24 protein-coding genes are annotated in these 25095 nt (G+C 63.8%); 15 read left to right on the forward strand and 9 right to left on the reverse strand.

Going from position 1 to position 25095, the window contains the following annotated elements; translation table 11 throughout:
* Positions 1-82: 82 nt before the first annotated feature.
* On the reverse strand, positions 83-1327 hold the full coding sequence (locus tag RFM68_RS04620) for an ATP-binding protein (protein ID WP_320231527.1): 1245 nt from the start codon (positions 1325-1327) through the stop codon (positions 83-85).
* A complete protein-coding gene (locus tag RFM68_RS04625; RefSeq protein ID WP_320231528.1) occupies positions 1324-2049 on the reverse strand; it encodes a response regulator in 726 nt (241 codons plus the stop codon). The genes RFM68_RS04620 and RFM68_RS04625 overlap by 4 nt, the downstream gene beginning before the upstream one ends.
* A 228-nt stretch (positions 2050-2277) precedes the next feature.
* Here RFM68_RS04625 and RFM68_RS04630 point away from each other — a divergent pair, with 228 nt between their 5' ends.
* Positions 2278-2949: a hypothetical protein gene (locus RFM68_RS04630; protein WP_320231529.1), complete on the forward strand. Its 672-nt coding sequence runs from the start codon at positions 2278-2280 to the stop codon at positions 2947-2949.
* A gap of 116 nt (positions 2950-3065) precedes the next feature.
* On the opposite strand, the gene RFM68_RS04635 is transcribed toward RFM68_RS04630, so the two are convergent.
* A complete protein-coding gene (locus RFM68_RS04635) occupies positions 3066-3449 on the reverse strand; it encodes a hypothetical protein (protein WP_320231530.1) in 384 nt (127 codons plus the stop codon).
* Between RFM68_RS04635 and RFM68_RS04640 the strand changes: the two genes are divergently transcribed.
* From RFM68_RS04640 to RFM68_RS04655, 4 genes are read left to right on the forward strand one after another with little or no spacing between them, the layout of a single operon-like run.
* On the forward strand, positions 3448-4728 hold the full coding sequence (locus RFM68_RS04640; RefSeq protein ID WP_320231531.1) for an efflux RND transporter periplasmic adaptor subunit: 1281 nt from the start codon (positions 3448-3450) through the stop codon (positions 4726-4728). The two genes, RFM68_RS04635 and RFM68_RS04640, sit on opposite strands and share 2 nt — an antisense overlap.
* A gap of 4 nt (positions 4729-4732) precedes the next feature.
* On the forward strand, positions 4733-7876 hold the full coding sequence (locus RFM68_RS04645) for an efflux RND transporter permease subunit (RefSeq protein WP_320231532.1): 3144 nt from the start codon (positions 4733-4735) through the stop codon (positions 7874-7876).
* Between the two features lie 13 nt (positions 7877-7889).
* The gene (locus tag RFM68_RS04650) at positions 7890-9407 is read left to right on the forward strand and encodes an efflux transporter outer membrane subunit (protein ID WP_320231533.1); all 1518 of its coding nucleotides are present in this window, start codon (positions 7890-7892) and stop codon (positions 9405-9407) included.
* A 53-nt stretch (positions 9408-9460) separates the two neighbouring features.
* The gene (locus RFM68_RS04655) at positions 9461-10147 is read left to right on the forward strand and encodes an aspartyl/asparaginyl beta-hydroxylase domain-containing protein (protein WP_320231534.1); all 687 of its coding nucleotides are present in this window, start codon (positions 9461-9463) and stop codon (positions 10145-10147) included.
* 14 nt (positions 10148-10161) lie between these two features.
* Here the strand turns inward: RFM68_RS04655 and RFM68_RS04660 are convergent, their stop codons facing one another.
* Positions 10162-10467, reverse strand: coding sequence for a DUF982 domain-containing protein (locus RFM68_RS04660; RefSeq protein WP_320231535.1), 306 nt, complete (start codon positions 10465-10467; stop codon positions 10162-10164).
* A 213-nt stretch (positions 10468-10680) separates the two neighbouring features.
* Here RFM68_RS04660 and RFM68_RS04665 point away from each other — a divergent pair, with 213 nt between their 5' ends.
* Positions 10681-11724, forward strand: coding sequence for an ABC transporter ATP-binding protein (locus RFM68_RS04665; protein WP_320231536.1), 1044 nt, complete (start codon positions 10681-10683; stop codon positions 11722-11724).
* Here the strand turns inward: RFM68_RS04665 and RFM68_RS04670 are convergent, their stop codons facing one another.
* Both RFM68_RS04670 and RFM68_RS04675 read right to left on the reverse strand, forming a co-directional pair.
* On the reverse strand, positions 11725-13377 hold the full coding sequence (locus tag RFM68_RS04670) for an ABC transporter permease (protein WP_320231834.1): 1653 nt from the start codon (positions 13375-13377) through the stop codon (positions 11725-11727). It lies immediately after the preceding gene.
* 111 nt (positions 13378-13488) lie between these two features.
* Complete coding sequence (locus tag RFM68_RS04675) at positions 13489-14463, reverse strand: ABC transporter substrate-binding protein (RefSeq protein ID WP_320231537.1); 975 nt, start codon at positions 14461-14463, stop codon at positions 13489-13491.
* Between the two features lie 243 nt (positions 14464-14706).
* Here RFM68_RS04675 and map point away from each other — a divergent pair, with 243 nt between their 5' ends.
* The 9 genes from map to RFM68_RS04720 all read left to right on the forward strand — a co-directional run bounded on the left by map (position 14707) and on the right by RFM68_RS04720 (position 21841).
* Entirely contained in the window at positions 14707-15534 is an 828-nt protein-coding gene (map, locus tag RFM68_RS04680; RefSeq protein WP_320231538.1) for a type I methionyl aminopeptidase, read from the forward strand.
* Positions 15535-15566: 32 nt separating this feature from the next.
* A complete protein-coding gene (radC, locus tag RFM68_RS04685) occupies positions 15567-16328 on the forward strand; it encodes a RadC family protein (protein WP_320231539.1) in 762 nt (253 codons plus the stop codon).
* Positions 16329-16479: 151 nt separating this feature from the next.
* On the forward strand, positions 16480-17364 hold the full coding sequence (locus RFM68_RS04690; RefSeq protein ID WP_320231540.1) for a cytochrome c oxidase subunit II: 885 nt from the start codon (positions 16480-16482) through the stop codon (positions 17362-17364).
* Between the two features lie 21 nt (positions 17365-17385).
* On the forward strand, positions 17386-19155 hold the full coding sequence (gene ctaD / locus RFM68_RS04695) for a cytochrome c oxidase subunit I (protein ID WP_320231541.1): 1770 nt from the start codon (positions 17386-17388) through the stop codon (positions 19153-19155).
* Positions 19152-19856: a cytochrome c oxidase subunit 3 gene (locus tag RFM68_RS04700; RefSeq protein ID WP_320231542.1), complete on the forward strand. Its 705-nt coding sequence runs from the start codon at positions 19152-19154 to the stop codon at positions 19854-19856. The genes ctaD and RFM68_RS04700 overlap by 4 nt, the downstream gene beginning before the upstream one ends.
* 10 nt (positions 19857-19866) lie before the next feature.
* A complete protein-coding gene (locus RFM68_RS04705) occupies positions 19867-20586 on the forward strand; it encodes a heme-copper oxidase subunit III family protein (RefSeq protein ID WP_320231543.1) in 720 nt (239 codons plus the stop codon).
* Positions 20587-20629: 43 nt separating this feature from the next.
* Positions 20630-21025: a cytochrome C oxidase subunit IV family protein gene (locus tag RFM68_RS04710; protein WP_320231544.1), complete on the forward strand. Its 396-nt coding sequence runs from the start codon at positions 20630-20632 to the stop codon at positions 21023-21025.
* A 129-nt stretch (positions 21026-21154) separates the two neighbouring features.
* Positions 21155-21628, forward strand: coding sequence for an aminoacyl-tRNA deacylase (locus RFM68_RS04715; RefSeq protein WP_320231545.1), 474 nt, complete (start codon positions 21155-21157; stop codon positions 21626-21628).
* Positions 21629-21688: 60 nt separating this feature from the next.
* Complete coding sequence (locus RFM68_RS04720; RefSeq protein WP_320231546.1) at positions 21689-21841, forward strand: hypothetical protein; 153 nt, start codon at positions 21689-21691, stop codon at positions 21839-21841.
* A gap of 93 nt (positions 21842-21934) precedes the next feature.
* On the opposite strand, the gene RFM68_RS04725 is transcribed toward RFM68_RS04720, so the two are convergent.
* From RFM68_RS04725 to tig, 3 genes are all read right to left on the reverse strand, one after another.
* Positions 21935-22288, reverse strand: coding sequence for a c-type cytochrome (locus RFM68_RS04725; protein ID WP_320231835.1), 354 nt, complete (start codon positions 22286-22288; stop codon positions 21935-21937).
* A 203-nt stretch (positions 22289-22491) separates the two neighbouring features.
* Positions 22492-23013, reverse strand: coding sequence for a hypothetical protein (locus RFM68_RS04730; protein ID WP_430694819.1), 522 nt, complete (start codon positions 23011-23013; stop codon positions 22492-22494).
* Between the two features lie 179 nt (positions 23014-23192).
* On the reverse strand, positions 23193-24692 hold the full coding sequence (gene tig, locus RFM68_RS04735) for a trigger factor (protein WP_320231548.1): 1500 nt from the start codon (positions 24690-24692) through the stop codon (positions 23193-23195).
* Positions 24693-25095: the final 403 nt, after the last annotated feature.

Raw genomic sequence — 25095 nt, forward strand, 5'->3', positions numbered from 1 at the left:
CCGTTTCGCAACGGTCGCGCTGTCACGATGCAGCGAGCGACATCGGCCACACTCACAAGAGGACGAACGGGGTTGGCCGCCACTAAGCTATTGCAAAAACCACGGTCTGCTGCAGCCCTCCTCCCGGCCTGTTCTCCAGCGTGATCGTTCCGCCATAGCGTTCGATGATTTCCTTGGCGATGGCGAGGCCGAGACCGGCGCCCGGGATGAACTGCGTACGGGCGGGATCGACGCGGAAGAACGGCTCGAATGCCTTGTTCAGAAGATCCGGCGGGATGCCGGGCCCGCGATCAGCGATGGTGAGAACCGCCCGGCCGCCCTGCGTGGCGAGCGAAACCGTGCAGCCCTTGCCATGCGTCGCCGCATTGACGATCAGGTTGCGCAGCGCGCGCCGCAGGCCCAGCGCGCCGGCTTTGACCGAAACCTTGTCCAGATGATCGATCGAGACCGCGTGACCGAGCGAAACCATCTCGGCCTCGATATCGCGGACCAGCCTGTCCAGCTTCAGCGGCTCGACCGCATCCTGGTTGACCTCCTCGCGCACCAGGCGGATGGCGCTGTCGGCGATGCGGTCGAGTTCGTCGAGATCGCTCAGCCATTTCTCGCGGTCTTCGTCGAGAAATTCGGCCCTGAGCCGCATCCTGGTCATCGGCGTCCGCAGGTCATGGCCGGCGGCGGCGACCAGGCGCATGCGGCTCTCCATCGCGGTCTTCAGCCTCTCCGAAAGCTCATTGAGCGCGCGCGCCGTCGCCCTGACTTCTGCCGGCCCTTTTTCTGGAACACCCGCCAGCATGCCGTCCGATCCGATCTTGCTGACAGCGGTCTCGAGCATTTCGAGCGGCCGCACCAGCACGCCGGTGAAATAGATCGACACCGGAGTAGCGCCGAGCACGATCAGCGCCATCCAGCCCACCAGCCCGTACCAGACATCGCGCGGTGGGCCGAAATCGGGAACGTCGACGATCATCCAGCGATTGCCGGGCAATGCGACGGAAGCGACCATGCCAGGCCGGCCGGCATTGCGAGTCACGACAGCCGAAACATCGAGGCCGTCTTGCTGGAGGATTTCGTTCAGCACGCGCGTGTGCTTGCCGTCCTCGATGCCGGGGGCCGGACTGTCCCTGACGGTGATCAGGGCGTCGCCCGCGGTCTGCGCGCGGCCGGGAACCAGTTGCACCATATACTGGATCTGATGCGCGAGCGGACCCATGATCAGCTCGGGCGACGGACCGCCAAGCACCTTGACCGCAACGAACGTCGCGAGGCCGACAACGCCGAGGATCGAAACGACGAGCAGGATGATCAGCCGCCGGCGCAGCGAGGTCATGTCTCGGCCTCCGCCGTCTCGACGCGCGCGGTGAGCTGGTAGCCACCGTTGCGCACGGTCTTGAAGAGAGCCGCTTCGCCCGCCTCGGCAAACTTCTTTCGCAGCCGGCTCATCAGGACATCGACGGAACGCTCAAGCGGATCGCGTTCGCGCCCTTGCGTCAGGTCGAGCAACTGGTCGCGTGACAACAGCCGCCCCGGCCGATCGAGAAAAACCTGCAGAAGGTCGAACTCGGCGCCGGTGAGATCGATCGTTGAGCCGTCTGCATCGATCACCTTGCGCGTGTCCGGCTCAAGCCGGTAGCCGGCGAAACGGTAGACGCGCACCTTGGGCGGAGCGGCTTGCTCCGGCGCCGAGCGCCTGAGCACCGCGCGGATGCGGGCCGAGAGCTCGCGCGGATTGAACGGCTTGCCGAGATAGTCGTCGGCGCCAAGCTCGAGACCAATGATGCGGTCGACATCTTCCTTCAGTGCGGTCAGCAGGATGACCGGGATATGCGGCTTGCGATCGCGCAGCGAGCGGCAGATGTCGAGCCCCGAACCATCCGGCAGCATGACGTCGAGCACGATCAGGTCGAACTGACCGGAGCCGAGCTTATGCTCGCATTCGCGCCGGTCCGCCGCCACCGAGACGCGAAATCCCTGGCCGTCCAGATAACGCCCGAGCAGGGTCCTGATCTCGCGGTCGTCATCGACGACAAGTATATGGGATTGTGCCTGCACTCTTCGCCCGCCCGCCTCGCCTGCTTGTCTTTTCGATTGTGAATATAGGCAGCGACGCCGCTGAGCGGCATGGAAAATTGCAACGGAACGTTTCCGCAAAGCCGCCGGAAACATTCGGAAACAAATCTCCTTTTTTCGGAAACCTTCAGCAACGCGCCGAAGCAAAGCGGCAAAAGACGCTTCCTATCCTCCAGCGCATCCGAAGCATGCAGGAAAAAGGATCACGTCATGCGAAGCAGACTTTTAGCGCTCGGGCTGTTCTCGGTCGCGGCCATCCATCCCGTGTTCGCCGCGCAGCCCGAGCCCGGCGCCGCGCCCGGCGACGAGCCGCCGGCAATCGGCCGGCAGGACGATGCCGGCCCCGGCCCCATGCCGTGGCATGGCCCGCGCTGGGCGATGCGGCACGGCCCCGAGGACTTCGGCCCTCGCCGCATGGGTCCGCCGCCGGAGTTTCTAGCGGCCCGGCTCGCCGCGCTCGAGACCCGGATCGGCATCCGCTCCGAACAGCTCGACGCCTGGCGCGACTATACCAGCGCGCTGCAAGCGGTGCTGGCGCCGCCACCGCGGCCCGATTTCGGCCCAGCCGGCCGCGCGCCGGACGACGCGGATGCCGGCGGCAAGCCCGATCAGGCAAAGCATGACCCCTTCGCCTTCCAGGAAAGGCTGGCCGACGAGGTGACCAAACGCGCCGCCTCGGCCGCGAAGCTCAAGGACGCCATCGCCGTGCTGCGCGCCAAGCTGACGCCCGAGCAGCTCGAAATCCTTGCTTCGGCGGATCGGCCGCACGGCCCGCCCCCCGGTCCATGGGGTGATCCGCCGGATGCAGCCGGCCCCGGAAGTCTGCCCGATCACGGCGGACAGCTCCCTCCACCCCTACCCCGGGGTGGCGAGCAACTCTGACCGGCTGCGCCGGCCGGCCCGCTGACCCACCCGTTCAAGGGCCGGCCGGGTTCACTCCCGGCCCTGTCGGCAAACCTCGAAAAAACATGATCAGAAAATCGCATAAGTTTGGGTTTTCATGGAGGAACCCTCATGTCGATTGGCGGTACGGAAGGCGCGCCGGCGGCAAGCAAGACCCTTGGCTTATTGCCGTGGATCGGCATACTGATACCCGTGGGCATCGCGGCCCGGCATTCGATCCCGTTGTCGATTGCCGATCGGCTGGGGAGAAGGAGCGAGACATGAGCCGCTTCGACGCGTTGCTCGATGCCCAGCCGCGGCACTCCGTCGTCCAGAAGCGGTGGCCTGTCGCGGCCGCGATCAACGGCCGCTTTCCTCGTCCTTCCCTGCTTGTCCAACATTTGTCCGACCGGGGTGCGGCGCCGGATAGCGCAGCAATGGGTCCCCCCGTCGGCCATCAGGCTGCCACAGCAACTCCAGCGAAAGATGATCCCGACCATGCACATTCCAACCTGCCAGCCTTTCCTGCCGACACGCCGTCAAGCGACCCTGGCGGTATTGGGTGCCTTGCTTCTGGCTGCCTGTTCGCAGGAGAAGAGCCAGGTTCCGCCAGGCATGGGAGGCGTCGGCCGGCCTGAGGTCGGCGTGGTCACGCTGCATCCGCAGTCGGTCGCCATCACCGCTGAGCTGCCTGGCCGCACGGCGGCCTCGCTCATCGCCGAGGTGCGCCCGCAGGTCGACGGCATCATCCAACAGCGCCTGTTCCAGGAAGGCGCCGAGGTCGTGGCGGGGCAGCCGCTCTATCTCATCGATCCGGCAAGCTATCAGGCCGCCTATGACAGCGCCGTCGCCGCGCAGCAAAAGGCGGAAGCCGCGGTGCCGACCGCCCAGGCGAAGTTCGATCGTTATTCCGGGCTGCTGAAGCAGAACGTGGTCTCGAAGCAGGATTACGACGATGCCGCCGCGACGCTGGCGCAGGCTCAAGCCGATGTCGCATCGGCCAACGCCAGCGCCGAGACCGCGCGCATCAGCCTCAACCGCACCTCGATCACCGCGCCGATTGCCGGCCGGATCGACAAATCGACATTGACGCCCGGAGCGCTGGTCACAGCCAACCAGGAAACGGTGCTGACCACCATTCGCTCGCTCGATCCGATCAATGTCGATGTCACGCAGTCGAGCACCAACCTGCTCAATTTGCGCCAGGCGATCAATGAGGGCCGGCTGAAGTTCAGCGGCCCCAACGTCAGCGTCAAGCTGAAGCTCGACAACGGCACTATCTATGCGCAGAACGGCAAGATGGAATTCGCCGGCGCCAATGTCGACCAGTCCACCGGCACCTTCGCGCTGAGAGCCCAGTTCCCCAATCCCGACCGCCTGCTGCTGCCCGGCATGTATGTGCGCGCCATCGTCGAGGAAGGCGTCGCGCAGAACAGCTTCCTTGTGCCGCAGCGCGGCGTCACCCGCGACCCAAAAGGCCAGGCGACGGCCATGGTGGTCAATGGCCAGGGCAAGGTCGAGCAGCGCGTGCTCAGCGTGCGCAACAGCGTCGGCAGCAACTGGCTGGTCGATTCCGGCGTCAACGACGGCGACCGCGTCATCGTCGAGGGCCTGCAACTGGTGCGCGCCGGCGGCGACGCAACCGCTGCTGAGGTGACGATCGACGAGACGACAGGCGAGATCAAGGACCGCGAGCAGAACTCCGCCTCGACAGCACCCGCCGGCGGCAGCGCCACCGGCGCCGCAAAGCAACCAGCCTCTGGCGCAACCGGGAACTGAAGCGATGTCGGGTTTCTTCATCAACCGGCCGATCTTCGCCTGGGTGATCGCCATCGTGATCATGCTGGGCGGGCTGCTGGCGCTGCAATCGCTGCCGATCTCGCAATATCCGCAGATCGCGCCCACCACCGTCAACATCAGCGCCAGCTACCCCGGCGCCGATGCCCAGACTGTCGAAAACTCGGTGACCAAGGTCATCGAACAGGGCATGACCGGTATCGACAATCTCGATTACATGACGGCGACGTCGACCTCGACCGGTTCGGCCACGATCACGCTGACCTTCACCAGCGCCGCCAATCCCGACACTGCCCAGGTGCAGACGCAGAACAAGCTGCAGTTGGTGCAGTCGCAACTGCCGCAGGTCGTCCAAAGCAACGGCATCACCGTTTCCAAATCCTCGACCGGCTTCCTGATGGTCATCGGCTTCGTCTCCAGCGACGGCAAGATGAACTCGACCGACCTCGCCGACTATGTCGACAGCACAGTCAACGACACGCTGAAGCGCGTCGAAGGCGTCGGCTCGACCCAGCTCTTCGGCTCGGGCTACGCCATGCGCATCTGGCTCGACCCCGACAAGCTGGCGCAATATGCGCTGATGCCGAGCGATGTCGCAACGGCGATCGAGGCGCAGAACACGCAGGTTTCGGCCGGCCAGCTCGGCGGCCTGCCGGCTCGCAAGGGCCAGCAGCTCAATGCCACCGTGACGGCCAAGAGCCGGCTGCAGACCGCCGAGCAGTTCCGCAACATCATCCTCAAAAGCAACACCGACGGCTCGCTGGTACGGCTGAACGATGTCGCCAAGGTCGAGATCGGTGCTGAAAGCTACACCACATCGGCCCACTACAACGGCAAGCCGGCCGCCGGCGTCGCCATCAACCTGGCGACAGGCGCCAACGCCATCAGCACCGCCGAGGCAGTGCGCGCGACGATCAATCGCCTGAGCTCGACCTTCCCGCAGGGCGTCGAGGTCGTCTACCCGTATGACACCTCGCCGTTCGTGCGCCTGTCGATCGAGGAAGTGGTGAAGACGCTCGCCGAAGCGATCGTACTGGTGTTTCTGGTGATGTTTCTGTTCCTGCAGAACCTGCGCGCCACCATCATCCCGACGATCGCCGTGCCGGTGGTTCTGCTCGGCACATTCGGCGTGCTCTCTTTCTTCGGCTATTCGATCAACACGCTGACCATGTTCGCCATGGTGCTGGCCATCGGTCTGCTCGTCGACGACGCCATCGTCGTGGTCGAGAATGTCGAACGCGTGATGCAGGAGGAAGGCCTGCCGCCGAAAGAGGCGACGCGCAAATCGATGAACGAGATCACCGGCGCGCTGATCGGCATAGCCACCGTGCTGTCGGCCGTGTTTGTGCCGATGGCCTTCTTCGGCGGTTCCACCGGCATCATCTACCGACAATTCTCGGTCACCATCGTCTCGGCGATGGTGCTCTCGGTGCTGGTGGCGCTGGTGCTGACGCCGGCGCTCTGCGCCACGATCCTGCGCCCGGCCAAGGACCATGCGACGCAGAAAGGTCCGTTCGGCTGGTTCAACCGCGTCTTCGATCGCGGCACGATCGCCTACCGCGACGGCTCGCACGGCATCATCAACCGGTCCTGGCGCTTCCTCGTCGTGTTCCTGGCCATCGTCATCGCCATGGGCTGGATGTTTGCCCGCCTGCCGAGCTCGTTCCTGCCGGACGAGGACCAAGGCATTCTCATCACCAGCGCATCGCTGCCCGTTGGCGCGACGCAGGACCGCACCGAGCGCGTGCTGGCTGAGGTGACCGACCACTATCTGAACGAAGAGAAAGACGCGGTCGAAGGTGTGTTCACCGCTTCCGGCTTCGGCTTTGGCGGCGCCGGACAGAATGTCGGCATCGCCTTCGTGCGGATGAAGGATTTCGACCAGCGCAAATCGCCGGCTTTAGCCGCGCAAGCGGTCGCCGGCCGCGCCATGGGCGCCTTCTCCAAGATCAGGGACGCGCAGGTCTTCGCGCTCGCCCCGCCCGCCATCCAGGGCTTCGGCAACACCAACGGCTTCGACTTCTACCTGCAGGACGTCAACGGCGCCGGCCATGATGCGCTGATCCAGACGCGCAACCAGCTTCTCGGCCTGGCCGCGCAGAGCAAGCTGCTTGCCAACACCCGCCCCAATGGCCAGGAGGACCAGCCGCAATTCTCGGTCGATATCGACCAGGAGAAGGCGAGCGCGCTGGGCATCAGCCTTGCCGACATCAACAACACGCTTTCGACCGCCTGGGGCAGCGACTACGTCAACGACTTCATCGATCGCGGGCGGGTGAAGCCGGTCTATCTGCAGTCGGACGCGGACTTCCGCATGCAGCCGGAAGATCTGGACAAATGGCAGGTCCGCAACTCTGGCGGCGCCATGGTGCCGTTCTCGGCCTTCGCCTCCAGTCACTGGACGTACGGATCGCCCCGCCTCGAACGCTATAACGGATCGGCGGCGGTCGAGATCCAGGGTGCCGCGGCCGCAGGCCAAAGCTCGGGCGCGGCCATGGACGAGATGGACAGGCTGGTCGCGCAACTGCCCGCCGGGTATTCGCATGAATGGACAGGGCTGTCGCACCAGGAGAGGCTTTCGGGCAATCAGGCGATGTCGCTCTACGCGATTTCGGCGCTGGTCGTCTTCCTCTGCCTTGCCGCGCTCTATGAGAGCTGGTCGATCCCGTTCGCGGTGATGCTGTCGGTGCCGATCGGCATCTTCGGCGCGCTGGCGGCGGCGAGCCTGTTCGGGCAGACCAACGACGTCTACTTCAAGGTCGGGCTGCTGACCACGATCGGTCTCGCCGCCAAGAACGCCATCCTCATCGTCGAGTTCGCGATCGAGCGGCAGACGGCCGGAATGGGATTGGTCGAAGCGACGCTTGAAGCCGCGCGACAACGCCTGCGGCCGATCCTGATGACGTCGCTGGCCTTCATCCTCGGCGTCACGCCGCTTGCGATCGCAAGCGGCGCGGGCTCCGGCGCGCAGAACTCGGTCGGCATCGGTGTCATGGGCGGCATGATCGCGGCGACCGTGATCGGCGTCTTCCTGGTGCCGCTTCTGTTCGTCACGGTGCGCCGCATCTTCAAGGGCAAGGCAGCCAACGAGAATACGGGCGGGACGCAAGCCACAGCCACTCAGGAATAAAGGTTTCTCTCAAATGATTGGTTTTGAACGCGGTCTCGCGACCGCGACGGGATTGCTTTTGCCCGCGTTTGCCGCTGTCCTGCTTTCGGGATGCGTCGTCGGTCCGGATTACCAGAGGCCTCTGCTGGCGATGCCGGCGAGTTGGAGCGGACAGAAGGCGGCGAAGTCGGCGCAATTGTCGAAATGGTGGCTGCGGCTGCGCGATCCCGAACTGAACGCGCTTGTGGACGAAGCGGTTGCCGGCAATCTCGACGTTGCCACCGCCAGGGCCAAGATCCGCGAAGCGCGGGCGAGCTATCGCCAGTCGGTCGCGACATTGCTCCCGTCCGCCGACGGTTCGGCCTCGGCCACCCGCAACAGGGTCGCGGCAAGCAGCTCGGGCACCTCAGCCAGCGAGACCTATGGCCAGTATCAGGCGGGCTTCGATGCCAGTTGGGAACTCGACCTCTTCGGTGCCAACCGCAGGGGCGTGGAGGCGGCCAGCTACGGCCTGGACGCTTCCGAGGAAAACCTGCGCCAGACCCTTTTGACTTTGGTCGGCGATGTCGGCTCAAACTACGCCCAGGCGCGTGGCTATCAGACCCGCATCGCGCTCGCCCGGCGTTCGGCCGCGTCGCAAAGGCAGACCGCCGAACTTACCCGTACGATGGCTCTGGCCGGCACCGCGACGGCGGCGGATGTCGCCAAGGCCATGGGACAGGCAAGCGGCACCGAAGCGGAGATCCCGACGCTGGAAGCGAACTATGCCGAAGCCGTGCACCGGCTTTCGGTGCTGACCGGCCGGCCGCCGGCCGCCCTTGCCGAGCGGTTGAAGCGAGTTATGCCGATCCCGACGCCGCGCCTGCCGATCCCGACCGGCATTCCGGCCGACATCCTGCTCACTCGCCCGGACGTGCGCATGGCCGAGCGGCAATATGCGCAATACACCGCCAAGATCGGCCAGGCCGAGGCGGCGCGCTATCCGGGCGTCAGCCTGACCGGCGACATCAGCACCACTGCCCTCAAGCTTGGCGATCTCGGCAAGAACTCCACCATCGGCTGGTCGTTCGGACCGTCGCTCAGCGTGCCGTTGTTCAACGCCGGGCGATTGGAGGCGGCCGTCGATGTCGCCCGCGCCCAGCGGGATCAGTATTTCATTGCCTACAAGGCTTCGGTCCTGACCGCGCTGGAGGATGTCGAGAACGCGCTCGTGTCGCTGGCGCAGGAGCGGATCAGGAATGGCAAACTTGCGTCCTCCACGAAATCCTACACGGACGCGGCGCAACTGGAGCGCACTCTCTACAAGGCCGGCGAGGCAAGCCTTCTCGATGTCCTGGATGCCGAGCGTTCGGCCTACTCGGCCGAGGACTCGCTGCTGCAAAGCCGCGTGTCGATCGCCACCGACTATATCGCCCTCAACAAGGCGCTTGGCGGCGGCTGGGACGGCGCGATCGACACCACCGGGCCCGAAATCATCGATGTCGGCACCGGCCCGCGGCTGGCATCGGAGACCCAGCAAGCGGCCGTTGACGGCTCAAACAAATCTCCGTGAGCCATCGCCGCAAGCAATATCCCACTATATAACAGCGTCGTCGAGGTAATGAGATGTCGAGCGCCTACGATCTAGGAACCGGTCTGGTCCGCCGTATCTATGAAAAGCGCATAGATGCACCGGCGATTCTCGATACCGGCACGCATTTTCCCAATGCGGCGAAGTTCGCCGCCGCCTGGCAGAGCATCCGCGACGAGGCGCTCGCGGTAAAGCTGAACAAGGTTCCGCGCTTCCACGACATCATGCCCGAGCAAGCCGAAATCTCAGCCAATGACGGTCTCGATTGGCGCATGTTCGTGCTCAAGGCCTACGACATGACGATCCCGGAGAACCTCGCGAGGATGCCGGTGCTGAGCCGGCTGCTCACGGAGTGTCCCGAGGTCAAATCTGCGGCCGTCTCGTTTCTCGCCCCGCGCAAACATATCCCCGCCCATCGCGGACCCTTTCGCGGCATCATGCGGTTCCATCTCGGCTTGGCCATCCCGAAACAGGCGGATGGCCGCCCGGCAACGATCATGATGGTCAACCACGAGGAAAGGCGCATTGCCGACGGCGAATGCATGCTGTGGGACGACACTTTCGAGCACGAAGTCATGAACAACTCGGATCAGCCGCGCGTCGCTCTTCTCCTCGACGTCTGGCGTCCGAAGATGCCGCTGGACATGGAAATCCTGTCGCGCGTGATCGTGCGCGGCGTGCAGGTAGGGATGCGCTACCGGGGCGTGTCGTTCGGCGGCTGAACCGGGCCGCTGATTTAGAGTCTGGCCTCACGATAGGCTTTGAAGCCGTTGCCACGCTTACCGGGAAACATCGCATCCCTCGCCAGCAATCCGCTAATGCGGCAGAAGGCCGCGAAGGCCCGGCAGGCTTCCTCGGTGCTGGCCACATCGACCGTCGCCCCGAAGCAGGCATTGAAGGCAGTGTCATAGACTTTGCCTTGGCGACGCTTCGGCCAATCCTGCAGGAAATCGAGCGCCTGCTCGACGCTGTAGATTTCCTCGACCGGCAGGCCGGGCGCCGGCATGATACGTACCGGCACCTCGAATTGCAGTCTGTCCATTCCCTGTCTCCCGAACTGGCGTAGCCCTAGCAACGCCGTTCGATGTGAAAAGTTGCTTTGGCGGCCTTCTGGCGCACGAATGTGACCTCAGTGCGGTGAACCGACACCCCCGCGGTGCGGCAGATCGGCGCCCCGCTGCGCCGCCTCGATGCGCATTGCCAATGCCGGATTTCCAACGTATTGCCGGGCCGGCGCAGCTGTCGTGGACAAAGCATGAGCGAAATCCGGGTCGAGTCCCTCATCAAGCGCTATGGCGACACGACCGCGCTGGACGGCGTTTCTCTGGACTTTCCGGAGGGGTCTTTCACGGCGCTGCTCGGCCCCTCGGGTTGCGGCAAGACGACGATGCTGCGGCTGATCGCGGGCTTCGAGGCGCCGAGCGAAGGCCGTGTGTTCCTTGGCGACGCGCTTGTCGCCGACCCGAAACGCCAACTGCCGCCGGAGGCTCGCAATATCGGCGTCGTTTTCCAATCCTATGCGCTGTGGCCGCACATGGATGTCGCCGAAAACGTCGCCTATCCGCTGAAAGCGAGGCGCGTGGCCTCTGCCGGCATCCCTGCCCGCGTTGCGGCGGTGCTCGATATCGTCGGGCTCGGCGGCTTCGCAAAGCGCCGCATCGACGAGCTGTCGGGTGGCCAGAGGCAGCGCGTGGCGCTTGCCCGCTGTCTGGTCGCCGAGGCCGGCGTTATCCTGTTCGACGAGCCGCTCGCCAATCTCGACATGCATCTGCGCGCGGCAATGGTCGATGTCTTCCGCGATATCCATCGCCGCACCGGCGTGACCATCGTCTATGTCACGCATGACCAGACCGAGGCGCTGGCGCTGGCCGACCGCGTCGTTGTGATGAGCAAAGGCAGGCTGCTGCAGGCGGCGCCGCCGCAGGAAATCTATCGCTCTCCCGCCGACGTTGCGGTTGCCGGTTTCGTCGGCCGCGGCAACCTGATCTCGGGCAACACCGTCGACCATTGGGATCGGACCTCGATCATCGATATCGCCGGCCACCGGCTTGCTGCGCGCAGCCGTGACAAACCGGCCGGCACGGTCAAGGTCCTGTTGCGCCCGGAAGCCTTGCGCATCGCGGCCGAAGGGCTGCCGGCAACCGTGCTGGACAGCGTCTATCGCGGCCCGGTGCACGAGGTGCGGCTCGCGCTCGCCGAGCCCGGACAGCATCTGCTGGTCGACAGCACCGAGGCACTGACGGTGGGCCAGCGCGTGCATGTCGCGGTGTCCGATGCCTGGGTGGTGCCGGGCGCCTGATTACCGCCAGGGCAAAACCCCTGCCGGCAGGCGGCGGCCGAACCGGTCGAGCGCCAGAAGCAGCACGATCACGACGACGATCGTGGACACCGCGATCGCCGCCGCTTGCGTGCCGAGCCCTGCCTCTTCCAGGCTGAACAGCACGACGCCGAGTGTCTCCTTGCCGCTCGACCACAGCAGCGCCGAGACCGTCAGTTCGTTGAAGGCGCTCATGAAGACCAGCAAACCGCCCGCCACGGCCGCGGGCGCCGCAAGCGGCGCGGTGATGGTCCACAGCCGCCGGAACGGGCCGGCGCCCGACACTGCCGCCGCCTCTTCGAGATCGCGCGGGATCTGCCCGACCGCTGTAGTCACCGGTTTCATCGCCAGCGTCAGGAAGCGCATCGCGTACGCGACCAGGATGATCGAGGCGGTCGCGTAGAGGCTGCCGATCAGCGGCAGCGGCCGCAGGAACAGAAGGATGCAGGCGATCGCCAGCACCACGCCGGGGATCGTATAAGGCAGGTCGACGATACCGCCGAGTACACGCCGCCAGCGCTTATCGAAACGCTCGAGCCGCGCGGCCGTCGGAATGACGCCAAGGGCAAGGACCACTGCAACGCCGCCGGCAAAGAGCAGCGAATTGCGGAAAGCGCGCACCGTGGACGCCTGCCGGACAAGCACTTCCGTATAGTTGGAGATCGTTGCCGTCCGCGGGCCGAGCGGCACGCCGAAAGACGGCACCAGCGACGTCGCCAGCAACGCGCAGGCCGGAAGAATGAGGAGCAGGCCGATGACCAGCCAGCCGGCGCAGGCGAGCGGCGCGCAGGAGCGGCCGAGCTCGAATTGCACCGGCGCGCCGGCGACGATGCGATGCCCGGCTCCGCGCAACGCCAGCGACTGGAAGACCATGCCGGCCAGCGCCAGGGCGCCGACCAGCACCGACAGCGCCGCGATCTGCGGCAAGACGCTCGGACCGAAGCTCGACAGGTCCTGATAGATCAGGGTTGGCAGCGTGAGGTAGTTGACCGGCAAGCCAAGCAGCGCCGGTATGCCGAAATTGCCGACACCCGAGACGAACGCGAGCGCGGCGGCGGCCACCACATAGGGGCGCATGACGGGCAGCACGATGGTTCGCAGCACAGCGAGCGGCCGCGCGCCACAGGAGCGAGCCGCCTCGACCAGATCGCGCGGCACGCGCGACAGCCCCGCCCGCATGGTGATGAAGACGATCGGCGCGTGCTGCACGCCATAGAGAAGGATAATGCCGGCACGGCCAAGCATCGGATTGCCGCTGCCGGGCGGAGGGGCCAGCCCAAGCATGCCGAGCAGCGTGCTCGACGGGCCGAAGAGATGCAGCCAGGCGAGCGCCGTGACCTGCGGCGCGATCATCAGCGGCAACAGCAGAAGGAAGCCGAGGATCTTTCGTCCCGGCAGATCGGTCATCGTCACCGCGATGGCGAACGGAACGCCGAGGCAAAGCGCCAGCAGCGCGCCGAAAAAAGCCGTGTCCAGCGTGTGCCACATCGCCTTGAGCGCGGCGGGGCTGGCAAGCCGCCCGGCGAAGGCGCCGAAATCGGTCTCTCCGCCAGGCGCGATCGCCGCAAGCACGAGACGCGCCGTCGGCAACAGGCTGAGCACGGCGATGACCAGCAGAACCGCCAGCGCCGACATGCGCTGGCCGAATATCGGGCCTGACGGCGCTGAGCCGCCGGACCGCGGCAACGCCAGGCTGGACCGAACGGCGCGATTTTCCGCGGAGGCCAAAATTGCCTCCCAGGCCGCTTACTGGCTCATCACCGCGCTGAACTTTTCCTTGTTCTGGGCATCGTTTGCGAGCGCGGCCGCCGCATCATAATCGAGCACCTTGATCGAGGCACGGTCCGGATAGCCGGCCGGCAGCGCGACGTCGGCGCGCGCCGGGATGTAGCCCATCTTTGCGGCCACTTCCTGCCCATCCTTCGACAAGAGGAAATCGACGAAGGCCTTGGCGGCGTCCTTGTTCTTGGCGGTGGAGAGGATAGCGACCGGCTCGGTAACGGCCGACACGCCTTCCTTCGGGAAGACGAACTCGACCGGCGCGCCCTTGGCCTTCTCGCGGATCGGCATGTAGTCGACGATCATGCCGAACAGCTTGTCACCGCCGCTGACGGCCTTCAGCACGTCGCCATTGCCGCCGCTGGCCTGGGCGCCGTTCTTGGCCAGCGCGCCGTAATAGTCCCAGCCCTCCGGCAGGTTGCCCGTCAGCGTCACCGTATGGATCATCGCCGCGCCCGAGGTTAGCGGGCTGGGCATCGCAATGAGGCCCTTGGCTTCCGGCTTCTTCAAATCTTCCCAGCTGGTCGGCACGAAAGGCGCCTTGGTGTTGTAGACGATGCCGGTGGTGATCAGCTTGGTCGAGAAATAGGTCCTGTCCTTGTCGTAGAGCGCGGCGTCGAGGCCGTCGATCTTCGCCTCCGGATAGGCAAGCAGCCGGCCTTCCTTCTTCAGGCCTTCCATGGTCACGATATCGGCGATCAGAAGCACGTCGGCCTGCGGCTGGCCGGCCTCGATCTCGGCATGCAGCTTGGCCAGGATTTTCGGCGTGCCGTCGCGCACCCAGTCGACCTTGACACCCGGGTTCTTCGCCATGAAGGCGTCGACCGTCTGCTGGGCGTCGGTGTTCGGCTGGCTGGTGTAGAGCACCAGCGTGCTGTCGGCGGCGGAAGCGCCGGCCATGGTGGATGCCAGCAAGATGGCGGCGAGAACGGTCTGGCGCATGGGGATACCTGTCTTTGATCGCAGCTGAGGGAAGTCCGGCGAGCGCCGGGGCTGGAAAACCTGACTAAGGCCGCAGGATAACCATTGTGTGACAGGGCGACGCGACCCGCAGAATGGCCCGGGAAAGCCATGGCAAACCCTTCCGCCGCACTTCGTCCTTGAACCTTGCGGCTTCCGGTGCCAAATCTGGGGCAGATTTTCGCATCCGGCTCCTTTGGAGCCAACGCCGCAAAACGGACAAAAATGGTTACCTATCTCGACGCCGCCACGGCCCCCCTTCGCAATACCGGACAGATCCGCCTCTATGGCGAGGAAGGCTTTGCCGGCATGCGCAAGGCCTGCGACCTCACCGCGCGCTGCCTTGACGAGCTTGTGCCGATGGTGAAGCCCGGCGTGACGACGGAAGCCATCGACCGCTTCGTCTTCGAATTCGGCATGGACCATGGCGCGCTGCCGGCAACGCTGAACTATCGCGGCTATACCAAGTCGTCCTGCACCTCGATCAACCACGTCGTCTGCCATGGCATTCCCGACAACAAGCCGCTGAAGGAAGGCGACATCGTCAACATCGACGTCACCTATATCCTCGACGGCTGGCACGGCGATTCCTCGCGCATGTACCCGGTGGGCACGATCAAGCGCGCCGCCGAGCGCCTGCTCGAGGTGACCTATGAGTGCCTGATGCGCGGCATCGCCGCGATAAAGCCCGGCGCCCGCACCGGCGCCATCGGCGCCGCGATCCAGACCTATGCCGAGGCTGAGCGCTGCTCGGTGGTGCGCGATTTCTGCGGCCACGGCGTCGGCCAGCTTTTCCACGACGCGCCGAACATCCTGCATTACGGCACCGCCGATGAAGGCGTCGAGATGCGGCCCGGCATGATTTTTACCGTCGAGCCGATGATCAATCTCGGCCGGCCGCATGTGAAGGTGCTGTCGGACGGCTGGACGGCGGTCACGCGCGACCGCTCGCTCTCGGCGCAGTACGAGCACACGATCGGCGTCACCGACGCAGGCTGCGAGATCTTCACGCTGTCGCCGAAAAAGCTCGACCGCCCCGGCCTGCCGGCTTAGGTTTCAGTCGAAGCCTTGGGGGATGGGCAGGCATGGGCAAAGTCGAGGACGAGCGGGCATTCTTTTCCGAAGGCTGGATCGAACCGCCACAAAAGTCCCTGAAAAAGGCGGCGACGGAGGACAAGCCCCACTATCACGGTCATCGCGACCGCCTGCGCGAACGCTTTGTCGCCGGTGGACCGGACGCCCTGCCCGACTATGAACTGCTGGAGCTCCTGCTTTTCAGGCTGATCCCGCGCGTCGACACCAAGCCGATCGCCAAGGCGCTGATCGCGCGCTTCGGCTCGCTGGCCGAAGTGCTTGGCACGCCGGCATCGCTGCTCGAGGAAGTCAAAGGCATCGGGCCAGCCGTGGCAACCGACCTGAAGGTCATCGCCGCAACGGCCCAGCGCATGGCGCGCGGCGAGGTGCGCGGCCGCGAAGTGCTGTCCAACTGGACGCAGTTACTCGACTATTGCCGCTCGGCCATGGCCTTCGAAGCGCGCGAGCAGTTCCGCATCCTGTTCCTCGACAAGAAGAACGGGCTGATCGCCGACGAGGTGCAGCAGACCGGCACCGTCGACCACACGCCGGTCTACCCGCGCGAGGTGGTGAAGCGGGCGCTGGAACTGTCCGCCAGCGCCGTCATCCTGGTGCACAACCATCCTTCCGGCGACCCGACGCCGTCACGCGCCGACATCGACATGACCAAGCAGATCATCGATACGGCCAAACCGCTCGGCATCGCCGTGCACGATCACATCATCATCGGACGCAAGGGCAACGCCTCGATGAAGGGCCTGCTGCTGATTTGAGGCGTTTGTCCGACGTCCGAAATTGCAGCGCGGACGACATCGTCTCCCCATCAGATAGTCGGCTCTGGAATTTCAACCGGAAATCGAGCATGATGCGGCTTGGTATTCCCTGGGCTGCTTCGCGCGCCGGTGAAATACCGGAGGACGGGACATGGCCATTGCGCTTGTACTCGTTTTGGTCGTCGTAGGCTCGGTGTTGTTCCACCTCCTGAGCCCATGGTGGTGGACGCCGATTGCCTCGAACTGGGACTATATCGACAACACCATCATCATCAGCTTCTGGATCACCGGCGTCGTCTTCAGCGCCGTCGTGCTTTTCATGGCCTATTGCGTGTTCCGCTTCCGCCATCGCGAAGGCAACCGCGCGGCCTATGAACCGGAGAACAGGCGTCTAGAATGGTGGTTGACCGTCGTCACCGCGGTTGGCGTCACCGCCTTGCTGGTCCCCGGCCTGTTCGTCTGGAGCCGCTTCGTCAACGTTCCAAGCGACGCGACCGAGATCGAAGTGATCGGCCAGCAATGGCAGTGGAGCTTCCGCCTGCCCGGCAAGGACGGCAAGCTCGGCACGTCGGACACCCGTGACGTCACCGCCGACAATCCGCTCGGTGTCATCCCCAGCGATCCTAACGGCCAGGATGACGTCGTGGTCGAGGCGGCGGACCTGCACTTGCCGGTCGGTAAGCCGGTCAAGGTGCTGCTGCGCTCGATCGATGTTTTGCACGATTTCTACATTCCGGAATTCCGCGCCAAGATGGACATGATCCCGGGCTCGGTCAGCTATTTCTGGTTCACCCCGACCAGAACCGGAACCTTCCAAGTCCTCTGCGCCGAGCTATGCGGCCAGGGGCACCCGCTGATGCATGGCGTCGTGGTGGTCGACACCGAGCAGGATTATCTGGCCTGGCTCGGCCAGCAGCAGACTTTCGCGCAATTGTCGGCGCCCAAGCAAACAGGCTCGGCGAATCCACTGTCAGGAAAGACGATGGCGTCCGGTTTGGACGTCGCGGCAAAACTCGAACCGGTCGAGGCCCGCTGAACAGGGCACCGAGGAGCTCCCATGGTCGACGTCACACCCGCAGATGCCGTCCCGCCCGCCGAAGTCGGGGAGATGGAACTCTACCATCCGCACAGCTGGTGGACGAAATATGTCTTCTCTCAGGACGCCAAGGTCATAGCGGTCCAGTATTCGCTAACGGCAACTGCGATCGGCCTGGTGGCGCTGGTGCTGTCCTGGCTGATGCGGTTGCAGCTCGGTTTCCCTGGCACGTTCGATTTCATCACCCCGGAGGCCTATTACCAGTTCATCACCATGCACGGCATGATCATGGTGATCTACCTGCTCACCGCGCTCTTCCTCGGCGGTTTCGGCAACTACCTCATCCCGCTGATGGTCGGTGCCCGCGACATGGTCTTTCCCTATGTCAACATGCTGAGCTACTGGATCTATCTGCTGGCCGTTCTGGTCCTGGTCTCGGGCTTTTTTGCACCGGGCGGGCCGACCGGCGCCGGCTGGACGCTCTATCCACCGCAGGCCATCATGTCGGGAACGCCAGGCGGCCAGGACTGGGGCATCATCCTGATGCTCTCTTCGCTGATCCTGTTCATCATCGGCTTCACCATGGGCGGCCTGAATTATGTCGTGACCGTGCTGCAGGGGCGCACGCGCGGCATGACCTTGATGCGCCTGCCGCTCACCGTCTGGGGCATCTTCACGGCCACCGTCATGGCGTTGCTCGCCTTCCCGGCGCTGTTCGTCGCTTGCGTGATGATGCTGCTCGACCGTGTGCTCGGCACCTCATTCTTCATGCCGGCAATCGTCGAGATGGGCCAGCAGTCGCCGCACAATGGCGGCAGCCCTATCCTTTTCCAGCATCTGTTCTGGTTCTTCGGCCACCCCGAGGTCTACATCGTGGCCCTGCCGGCCTTTGGCATCGTGTCCGACCTGATCAGCACGCATGCGCGCAAGAACATCTTCGGCTACCGCATGATGGTCTGGGCCATCATAGCCATCGGCGCCCTGAGCTTCGTGGTCTGGGCGCACCACATGTATGTCAGCGGCATGCATCCCTATTTTGGCTTCTTCTTCGCCACCACCACCTTGATCATCGCCATCCCGACCGCGATCAAGGTCTATAACTGGGTGCTGACGCTGTGGCGCGGCGACATCCACCTCACCATACCGATGCTCTTCGCGCTGGCCTTCATCGTCACCTTCGTCAATGGCGGCCTGACCGGGCTGTTCCTCGGCAATGTCGTCGTCGACGTGCCGCTGTCGGACACGATGTTCGTCGTCGCCCATTTCCACATGGTCATGGGCGTCGCTCCGATCATGGTGATCTTCGGCGCGATCTACCACTGGTACCCGAAAGTCACCGGTCGAATGCTCAACGAGACGCTCGGCCGCTTCCATTTCTGGGTCACCTTCGTCGGCGCCTACCTGATCTTCTTCCCCATGCACTATCTCGGCCTGATGGGCATTCCGCGGCGTTACGCCGAACTGACCGACATGAATGTGATGACTGAATCGGCCCACCATCTGAACTCGTTCATCAGCATCATGGCCTTCGTCGTCGGCTTCGCTCAAATGGTGTTCCTGTTCAACCTGATCTGGAGCCTCCGCCATGGCCGCGAGGCCGGCGGCAACCCGTGGCGGGCGACGACACTCGAGTGGCAGACGCCTGAGACGCCGCCGGCGCATGGCAATTTCGGCAAGGAGCTGCCCATCGTCTACCGCTGGGCCTACGACTACAGCGTGCCAGGGGCCAAGGAAGACTTCATCCCGCAGAACGTGCCGGGCTCCTTCGCCCCCTCAAGGGAGCCGGCATGAGCGTCATCCTGGTCTTCCTGCTCGTGATCGCCGGCTTTGCCGGCTGGTGGCTCTCGCATCAGCGACTGACGTCCAAGCCGTGGCTGGAGCAAGGCCTGGCCGGGGATTTCGTCGGCCTCGACCGGTCGGCTCTGCCCACCGCCAAGATCGGCCTCGGCGTCTTCCTCGCCGTCGTCGGCTGCCTGTTCTCGCTGTTCACCAGCGCCTATTTCATGCGCATGGGCCTGTCGGACTGGCAGCCGCTGCCGCTGCCGCGCCTGCTTTGGCTGAACACCGGCGTGCTGCTATTGAGCAGCGTCGCGCTGCAATGTGCGGTGGTCGCCGCGCGCAGGGGCCAGGTGGACATGGTCAGGCTTGGTCTTGCGACGGCCGGGCTGACCACCCTCGCCTTCCTCGCCGGCCAGTTGACGGCGTGGAGGGAATTGACCGAAGACGGCTACCTGCTGGCCTCCAATCCGGCCAACAGCTTCTTCTATCTGATCACCGGAATGCACGGCCTGCACATACTGGGCGGTCTGGTAGGCCTTGGCAGGACGAGCATCGGCGCCTGGAGCGGAACGCGACCGGAGCGGCTGCGGCTCAGCGTCGAACTCTGCGCCATGTATTGGCACTTCCTACTTTTCATCTGGCTCGGCATCTTCGCCGTTCTGGCCGGCTGGGCGGCGACGTTCGTCGACATTTGCCAACGGCTGCTGACCTAGGAGACCGGCGATGGCTGAAACGACACTGACGCATTCCAGCCCGATGGCCCGTCCGGACGGTTGGCGCGGAATCGCGACCGACTGGGCCTCGGATCAGCGCGCGTTCAAGAACGTGTCCTGGGGCAAGGCCATGATGTGGATCTTCCTGCTCAGCGACACCTTCATCTTCGGCTGCTTCCTGCTTTCCTACATGACGGCGCGCATCTCCACGCGCGTACCGTGGCCGAACCCGAGCGAGGTCTTCGCCTTGCGCATCGGTGGTTCTGAAATCCCGCTGATCCTGATCGCCATCATGACCTTCGTACTGATCTCGAGCAGCGGAACCATGGCCATGGCGGTCAATTTCGGCTACCGCCATGATCGCCGCAAAACCGCGATCCTGATGCTTTTGACCGCCGCGCTCGGCGCGACCTTCGTCGGCATGCAGGCCTTCGAATGGACCAAACTCATCACCGAAGGGGTACGGCCCTGGGGCAATCCCTGGGGCGCGGCGCAGTTCGGCTCATGCTTCTTCATGATCACAGGCTTCCACGGCACCCACGTGACGATTGGCGTGATCTTCCTGATCATCGTGGCACGGAAGGTCTGGCGAGGCGACTTCGACACAGGGCGGCCCGGCTTCTTCACCAGCCGCCGGGGCCGTTACGAGAATGTCGAGATCATGGGCCTTTACTGGCACTTCGTCGACCTGGTCTGGGTGTTTATCTTCGCCTTCTTCTATCTTTGGTGAGAGGCAGGCTTTGTTGAGAGGAAGGCTTTTTTGAGAGGAAGACATGGCTGAAGCAACCGCAGACGGTCTCGGACAGCACGCGCTGCACCCTGCACATGATGTGGCGGCGGCCGCCGCCAGGGCGGACACGCATCAGGAACACCCGATCAAGCTCTATCTGGTGGTCTGGGCATGGCTGTTTATTCTCAGCACCTGCTCCTATCTGGTCGACTATTTCGGCCTCCACGGCTACCTCAGATGGTCGCTGATCCTGATCTTCATGGTGCTCAAGGCAGGCCTGATCGTCGCCGTTTTCATGCACATGGCCTGGGAGCGGCTGGCGATGATGTACGCGATAATCCTGCCGCCGGTGCTGGTGCTGGTTTTCGTGACGATGATGGTCTTCGAGGCCGACTACACGCTGCTGACCCGCATCGCGTTTTTCGGCCCCGGCCCCTGACGCGCGGTTCGAATACAGCCGCAGCATGACCAGCCGGGAATGGCCGGCGCCGGTGCCTTGAAACAACAGGCCGGCGGTTTCGTTTTAGTTTGGCATATGCGTCGTGAACTCAAGCAAAGGACGCGGAAAATGACGATAGCAAACAGACTGAGGGATTTCATCGACGGTAAGGGAGTCCCGTATGACACCGTCGCCCATCATCGGACTGCCACCAGCAGGCAGGCCGCCATTGCCGCGCATGTGCCCGGCAGCATCATGGCGAAATCCGTGGTCGTTCACCACGAGCTCGGTTATGCACTGGCCGTGGTGCCAAGCACCCACAGGATCGAACTTGCCGAGCTCCAGGATGTCATGGACAAGCGCCTCGGGCTCGCTTCCGAGGACGAGGTGGTATCGCTCTTCGATGATTGCGACATCGGCGCTGTACCGCCGATCGGCGCAGCCTATGATGTACCGGTCATTCTGGACGAAAGCCTGCGCAATGCCGCCGACATCTATTTCGAGGGCGGCGACCACAAGACGCTTGTGCATGTCAGCGGCAAGGACTTCCGCAACCTGACCACGGGCGCGCGTCAGGCGAGGTTCAGCCACCCGGCCGCCTGAGAGCAGCGGCAGTCCCGCGAACACTGGCAGCAGTTTGTCACCCCCGGGAGGCGCCGACCAATGGTCAGCCGCAGCAGCGTGCTGGCTCCAGAGCTTCTTTTTCGATATTCTCGGAATGCGAAGGTGAACGCTATGGATACGCGAACGCTTCTCATACTCGGCCTTGGCATCGTTGTTCTGCTGCTGTTGGGATTTTTTGCGCTGCCGGCGTGATGGCGCCGAGCGCGATATTCAGCAGCGCGATTGCCTGCTGTCTGCCTTCGGAACAAGCAGGCGATCACCAAATGGGTCCTGGCAGCGTCTCTCTTACTTGGAAAACTGTTTCAGGTAAGCGATGACGTTGGCTATGTCCTGATCGCTCTTGAGGCCGGGAAACGTCATTTTCGTCCCTTTGACCATCGCTTTTGGATCATGGAGATAGGTCGTCAGCGTCGGTTCGTCCCATTTGACACCGGATTTCCCGGCCGCGATCATGGCTGCAGAATAGGTGAAATCGGGATGCGTGCCCGCGGTGCGGCCGATGACGCCGTTCAACGACGGACCAACCTTGTTCTGGTCCTTGTCGGCAATGTGGCACACCTTGCATTTGGTGAAGACCTTCTCACCTGCCGCGGCATCCTGTGCCCGCGATGGATGGACGACGAAAGCGACAGCAGGCATGACGGCTAAGAACGCGATTGCGCGCATGGTATTTCCTCCCTGATCGCCATTTGGGCGCATGCCGTTCACGGGCGGCATGTCGCACTTCATGGCACAGCGAAATATCCGTACCTCCCCAGTGGCATTGCACTACCTACATACCACAAAATCCAGCCATCGAGTAGCAAAGGCAACTTTTGCGTAGGATTCCGGTCCAAGCCGACTCACGGCGGGTCGGTTTTGCAGCTTGCGGCGATCTGGCTGATCGCCTCGGCGAGACCCGCGAGTACAAAATCGGCCTCGCCTCGTCCCGACAGCAAGCCGAAGCGCCATGATAGCGTCAGTCGGTTCGCTGAAGCCAGGCGCTTGATGCCGTCGTCTCCATCCCTGACCAGCGTTCTGCCGCGCGGCCCGACCGACCAGCTTTCATCGGTTTTGCCGCCATCGACAACGACGGAGATGGTGATCTTTCGGCTGGCGGAGACAGCATCGTTGAGCTGCAGCCATTCGCTCCAGCGTGGTTCGCCATCGGGCCGGCAAACCAGTGTCAGCACGGGGCTGTAGCCCAGCGCCCCGCCCCCGGTGAGCAGCTTGTTACTGGCATGGAGCGAGGCCGTGACCTGGCCGTCGCGGCCGGTATCGACGCGCCAGTTGCCGAGGTCCGGTTCGGCCAAGACCACGCTGGTCGCGGCAAACAAGAGCGCCGCGGCAACGACCACGTCCCTCATCATCAACCCCAGCCTCACCAAGTGCCTCCAAACACGCCCTGCGAATGCGATGAAGCGCAGATAATGCTCAACGGTTGGTATCGCCAGCAGCAGGCCATCAAGACAAGTTGTCTGTGTTGCCGCGCCGCCACAATGACCACCCCACATGAAAAAGGCCGCCAGGAGGCGGCCTTTCGAAATCGCGGTATCGAAACCTGTTACTCAGCTTCCTTGGCGGCCTTCTTCTTCGGCGCGGCCTTCTTCTTCGGCTCCTCCGCCTCGTCGGCGGCTTCGCCCGCCTTTGCTTCACTTGCCTTTGCTTCGGCCTTCTTCGAGGCAGCCTTCTTGGCCGGCTTCGCCTTGGCCGCGGTTTCGGCCTCCTCGTCGTCGGCCATCAGCTCGTCCTTGCCGACCTTGACGTCGTCGACCGAGATTTGGCCGAGCAGATAGTCGACGACCTTCTCCTCGAACATCGGCGCGCGCAGCGCGTTGATGGCTTCCGGATTGCTGCGATAGAACTCGAAAGCTTCCTGCTGCTGGTTGGCCGGGAAGCGGCGCACCTGCTCGAGCAGGCCGCGCTGCAGTTCCTCGTCCGACACCGTGACGCCGGCCTTCTCGCCGATCTCGGCCAGAACCAGGCCGAGGCGCACGCGACGCTCGGCAAGGCGCATATATTCGGCGCGCGCCTCTTCTTCCGTGGTCTCTTCGTCGGTGAAAGTACGGCCGGCGGCTTCGAGGTCGCGGTTGACCTGAGCCCAGATGTTATTGAACTCGGCCTCGACGAGCTTCGAGGGCGCTTCGAAGGAATAGGCGGAATCGAGCTGGTCGAGCAGCTGGCGCTTCACCTTCTGGCGGGTCATCGAGCCGAACTGGTTCTCGATCTGGCCGCGCACGATCTCGCGCAGGCGCTCGAGCGACTCCAGCCCGAGGTTCTTGGCCGTCTCGTCGTTGACTTCGAGCTCGCCGGGTTTCGCCACTTCCTTGACGGTGACGTCGAAGGTGGCTTCCTTGCCGGCCAGATGCGCCGCCTGGTAGTTTTCGGGGAAGGTGACGGTGACCTGCTTCTCGTCGCCGGCCTTCGCGCCGATCAGCTGGTCCTCGAAGCCCGGGATGAACTCCTTGGAGCCGAGCACCAGCGGCTGGTCGGTGCCGGCGCCGCCGGCGAAAGCCTCGCCGTCGATCTTGCCGACATAGTCGATGCTCACGCGGTCGCCCTCGGCGGCCTTGCCGGCCTTCGGCTCATAGCTGCGCGCCGATTCGGCAACGCGCTTGACCTGATCGTCGACTTCCGATTCCGGCACGTCATAGACCTGACGCGTCACCTTGATGTCGGAGAAGTCCTTGATCTCGATCGCCGGGATGACCTCGTAATTGAGGCTGAATTCGAAGTCGGAGCCGCCGGCCAGGATCTTCTCGGCCTCTTTCTCATCCTCGGTCATGATCACTTCGGGCTGCATGGCGGCCTTCTCGCCGCGCCCCGAGATGATCGAGCGGGTCGAGTCGTTGAGGATCTCGTTGACGACCTCGGCCATGAACGACTTGCCGTAGACCTTGCGCAAATGCTGCACGGGCACCTTGCCGGGACGGAAGCCATTGATGCGGACCTTGTTCCTGGCATCCGTCAGCCGCGCCATCAGCTTGGCTTCCATGTCACCGGCCGGCACGGTGATCTTGATCTCGCGCTTGAGACCGGAGTTGAGCGTTTCGGTGACCTGCATCCTAGAACCTTTGTTTTCAACAATGAGACTGCCAAACGGTCTTAGCCGTTTACAGCCTGCCGGTATGATGTTGCCGGAAATGGCTTTTGGTACGGAACCTGGCGATTTGACCGCTGATGCGGTTCAAACTCTCCTGAACTGCGCTTTGCCTGACGCGAAGAAGTCTTTGTTTTTCCTATAACTTTTCACATCTTGCAAAAGCGGAAATTCACATTCCGTCACATTCGACACGCCTTTTGTCACAGGCTAGGCTAATTTTCAACTATCTTCGCTCCAATGCATGTCGCCCAAAAGTGCGAAGCGGTTTTGGGAGAGCGGCATGCATCAAAACAAAGACTTGAAGCGCGTCGCCTGAATCCATTTCAACGCGACGCGCTTTAATCGAATAAGCATGACCTGGGCG

Source organism: Mesorhizobium montanum (assembly GCF_033977145.1).
GTDB classification, from domain to species: Bacteria; Pseudomonadota; Alphaproteobacteria; order Rhizobiales; family Rhizobiaceae; genus Mesorhizobium; species Mesorhizobium montanum.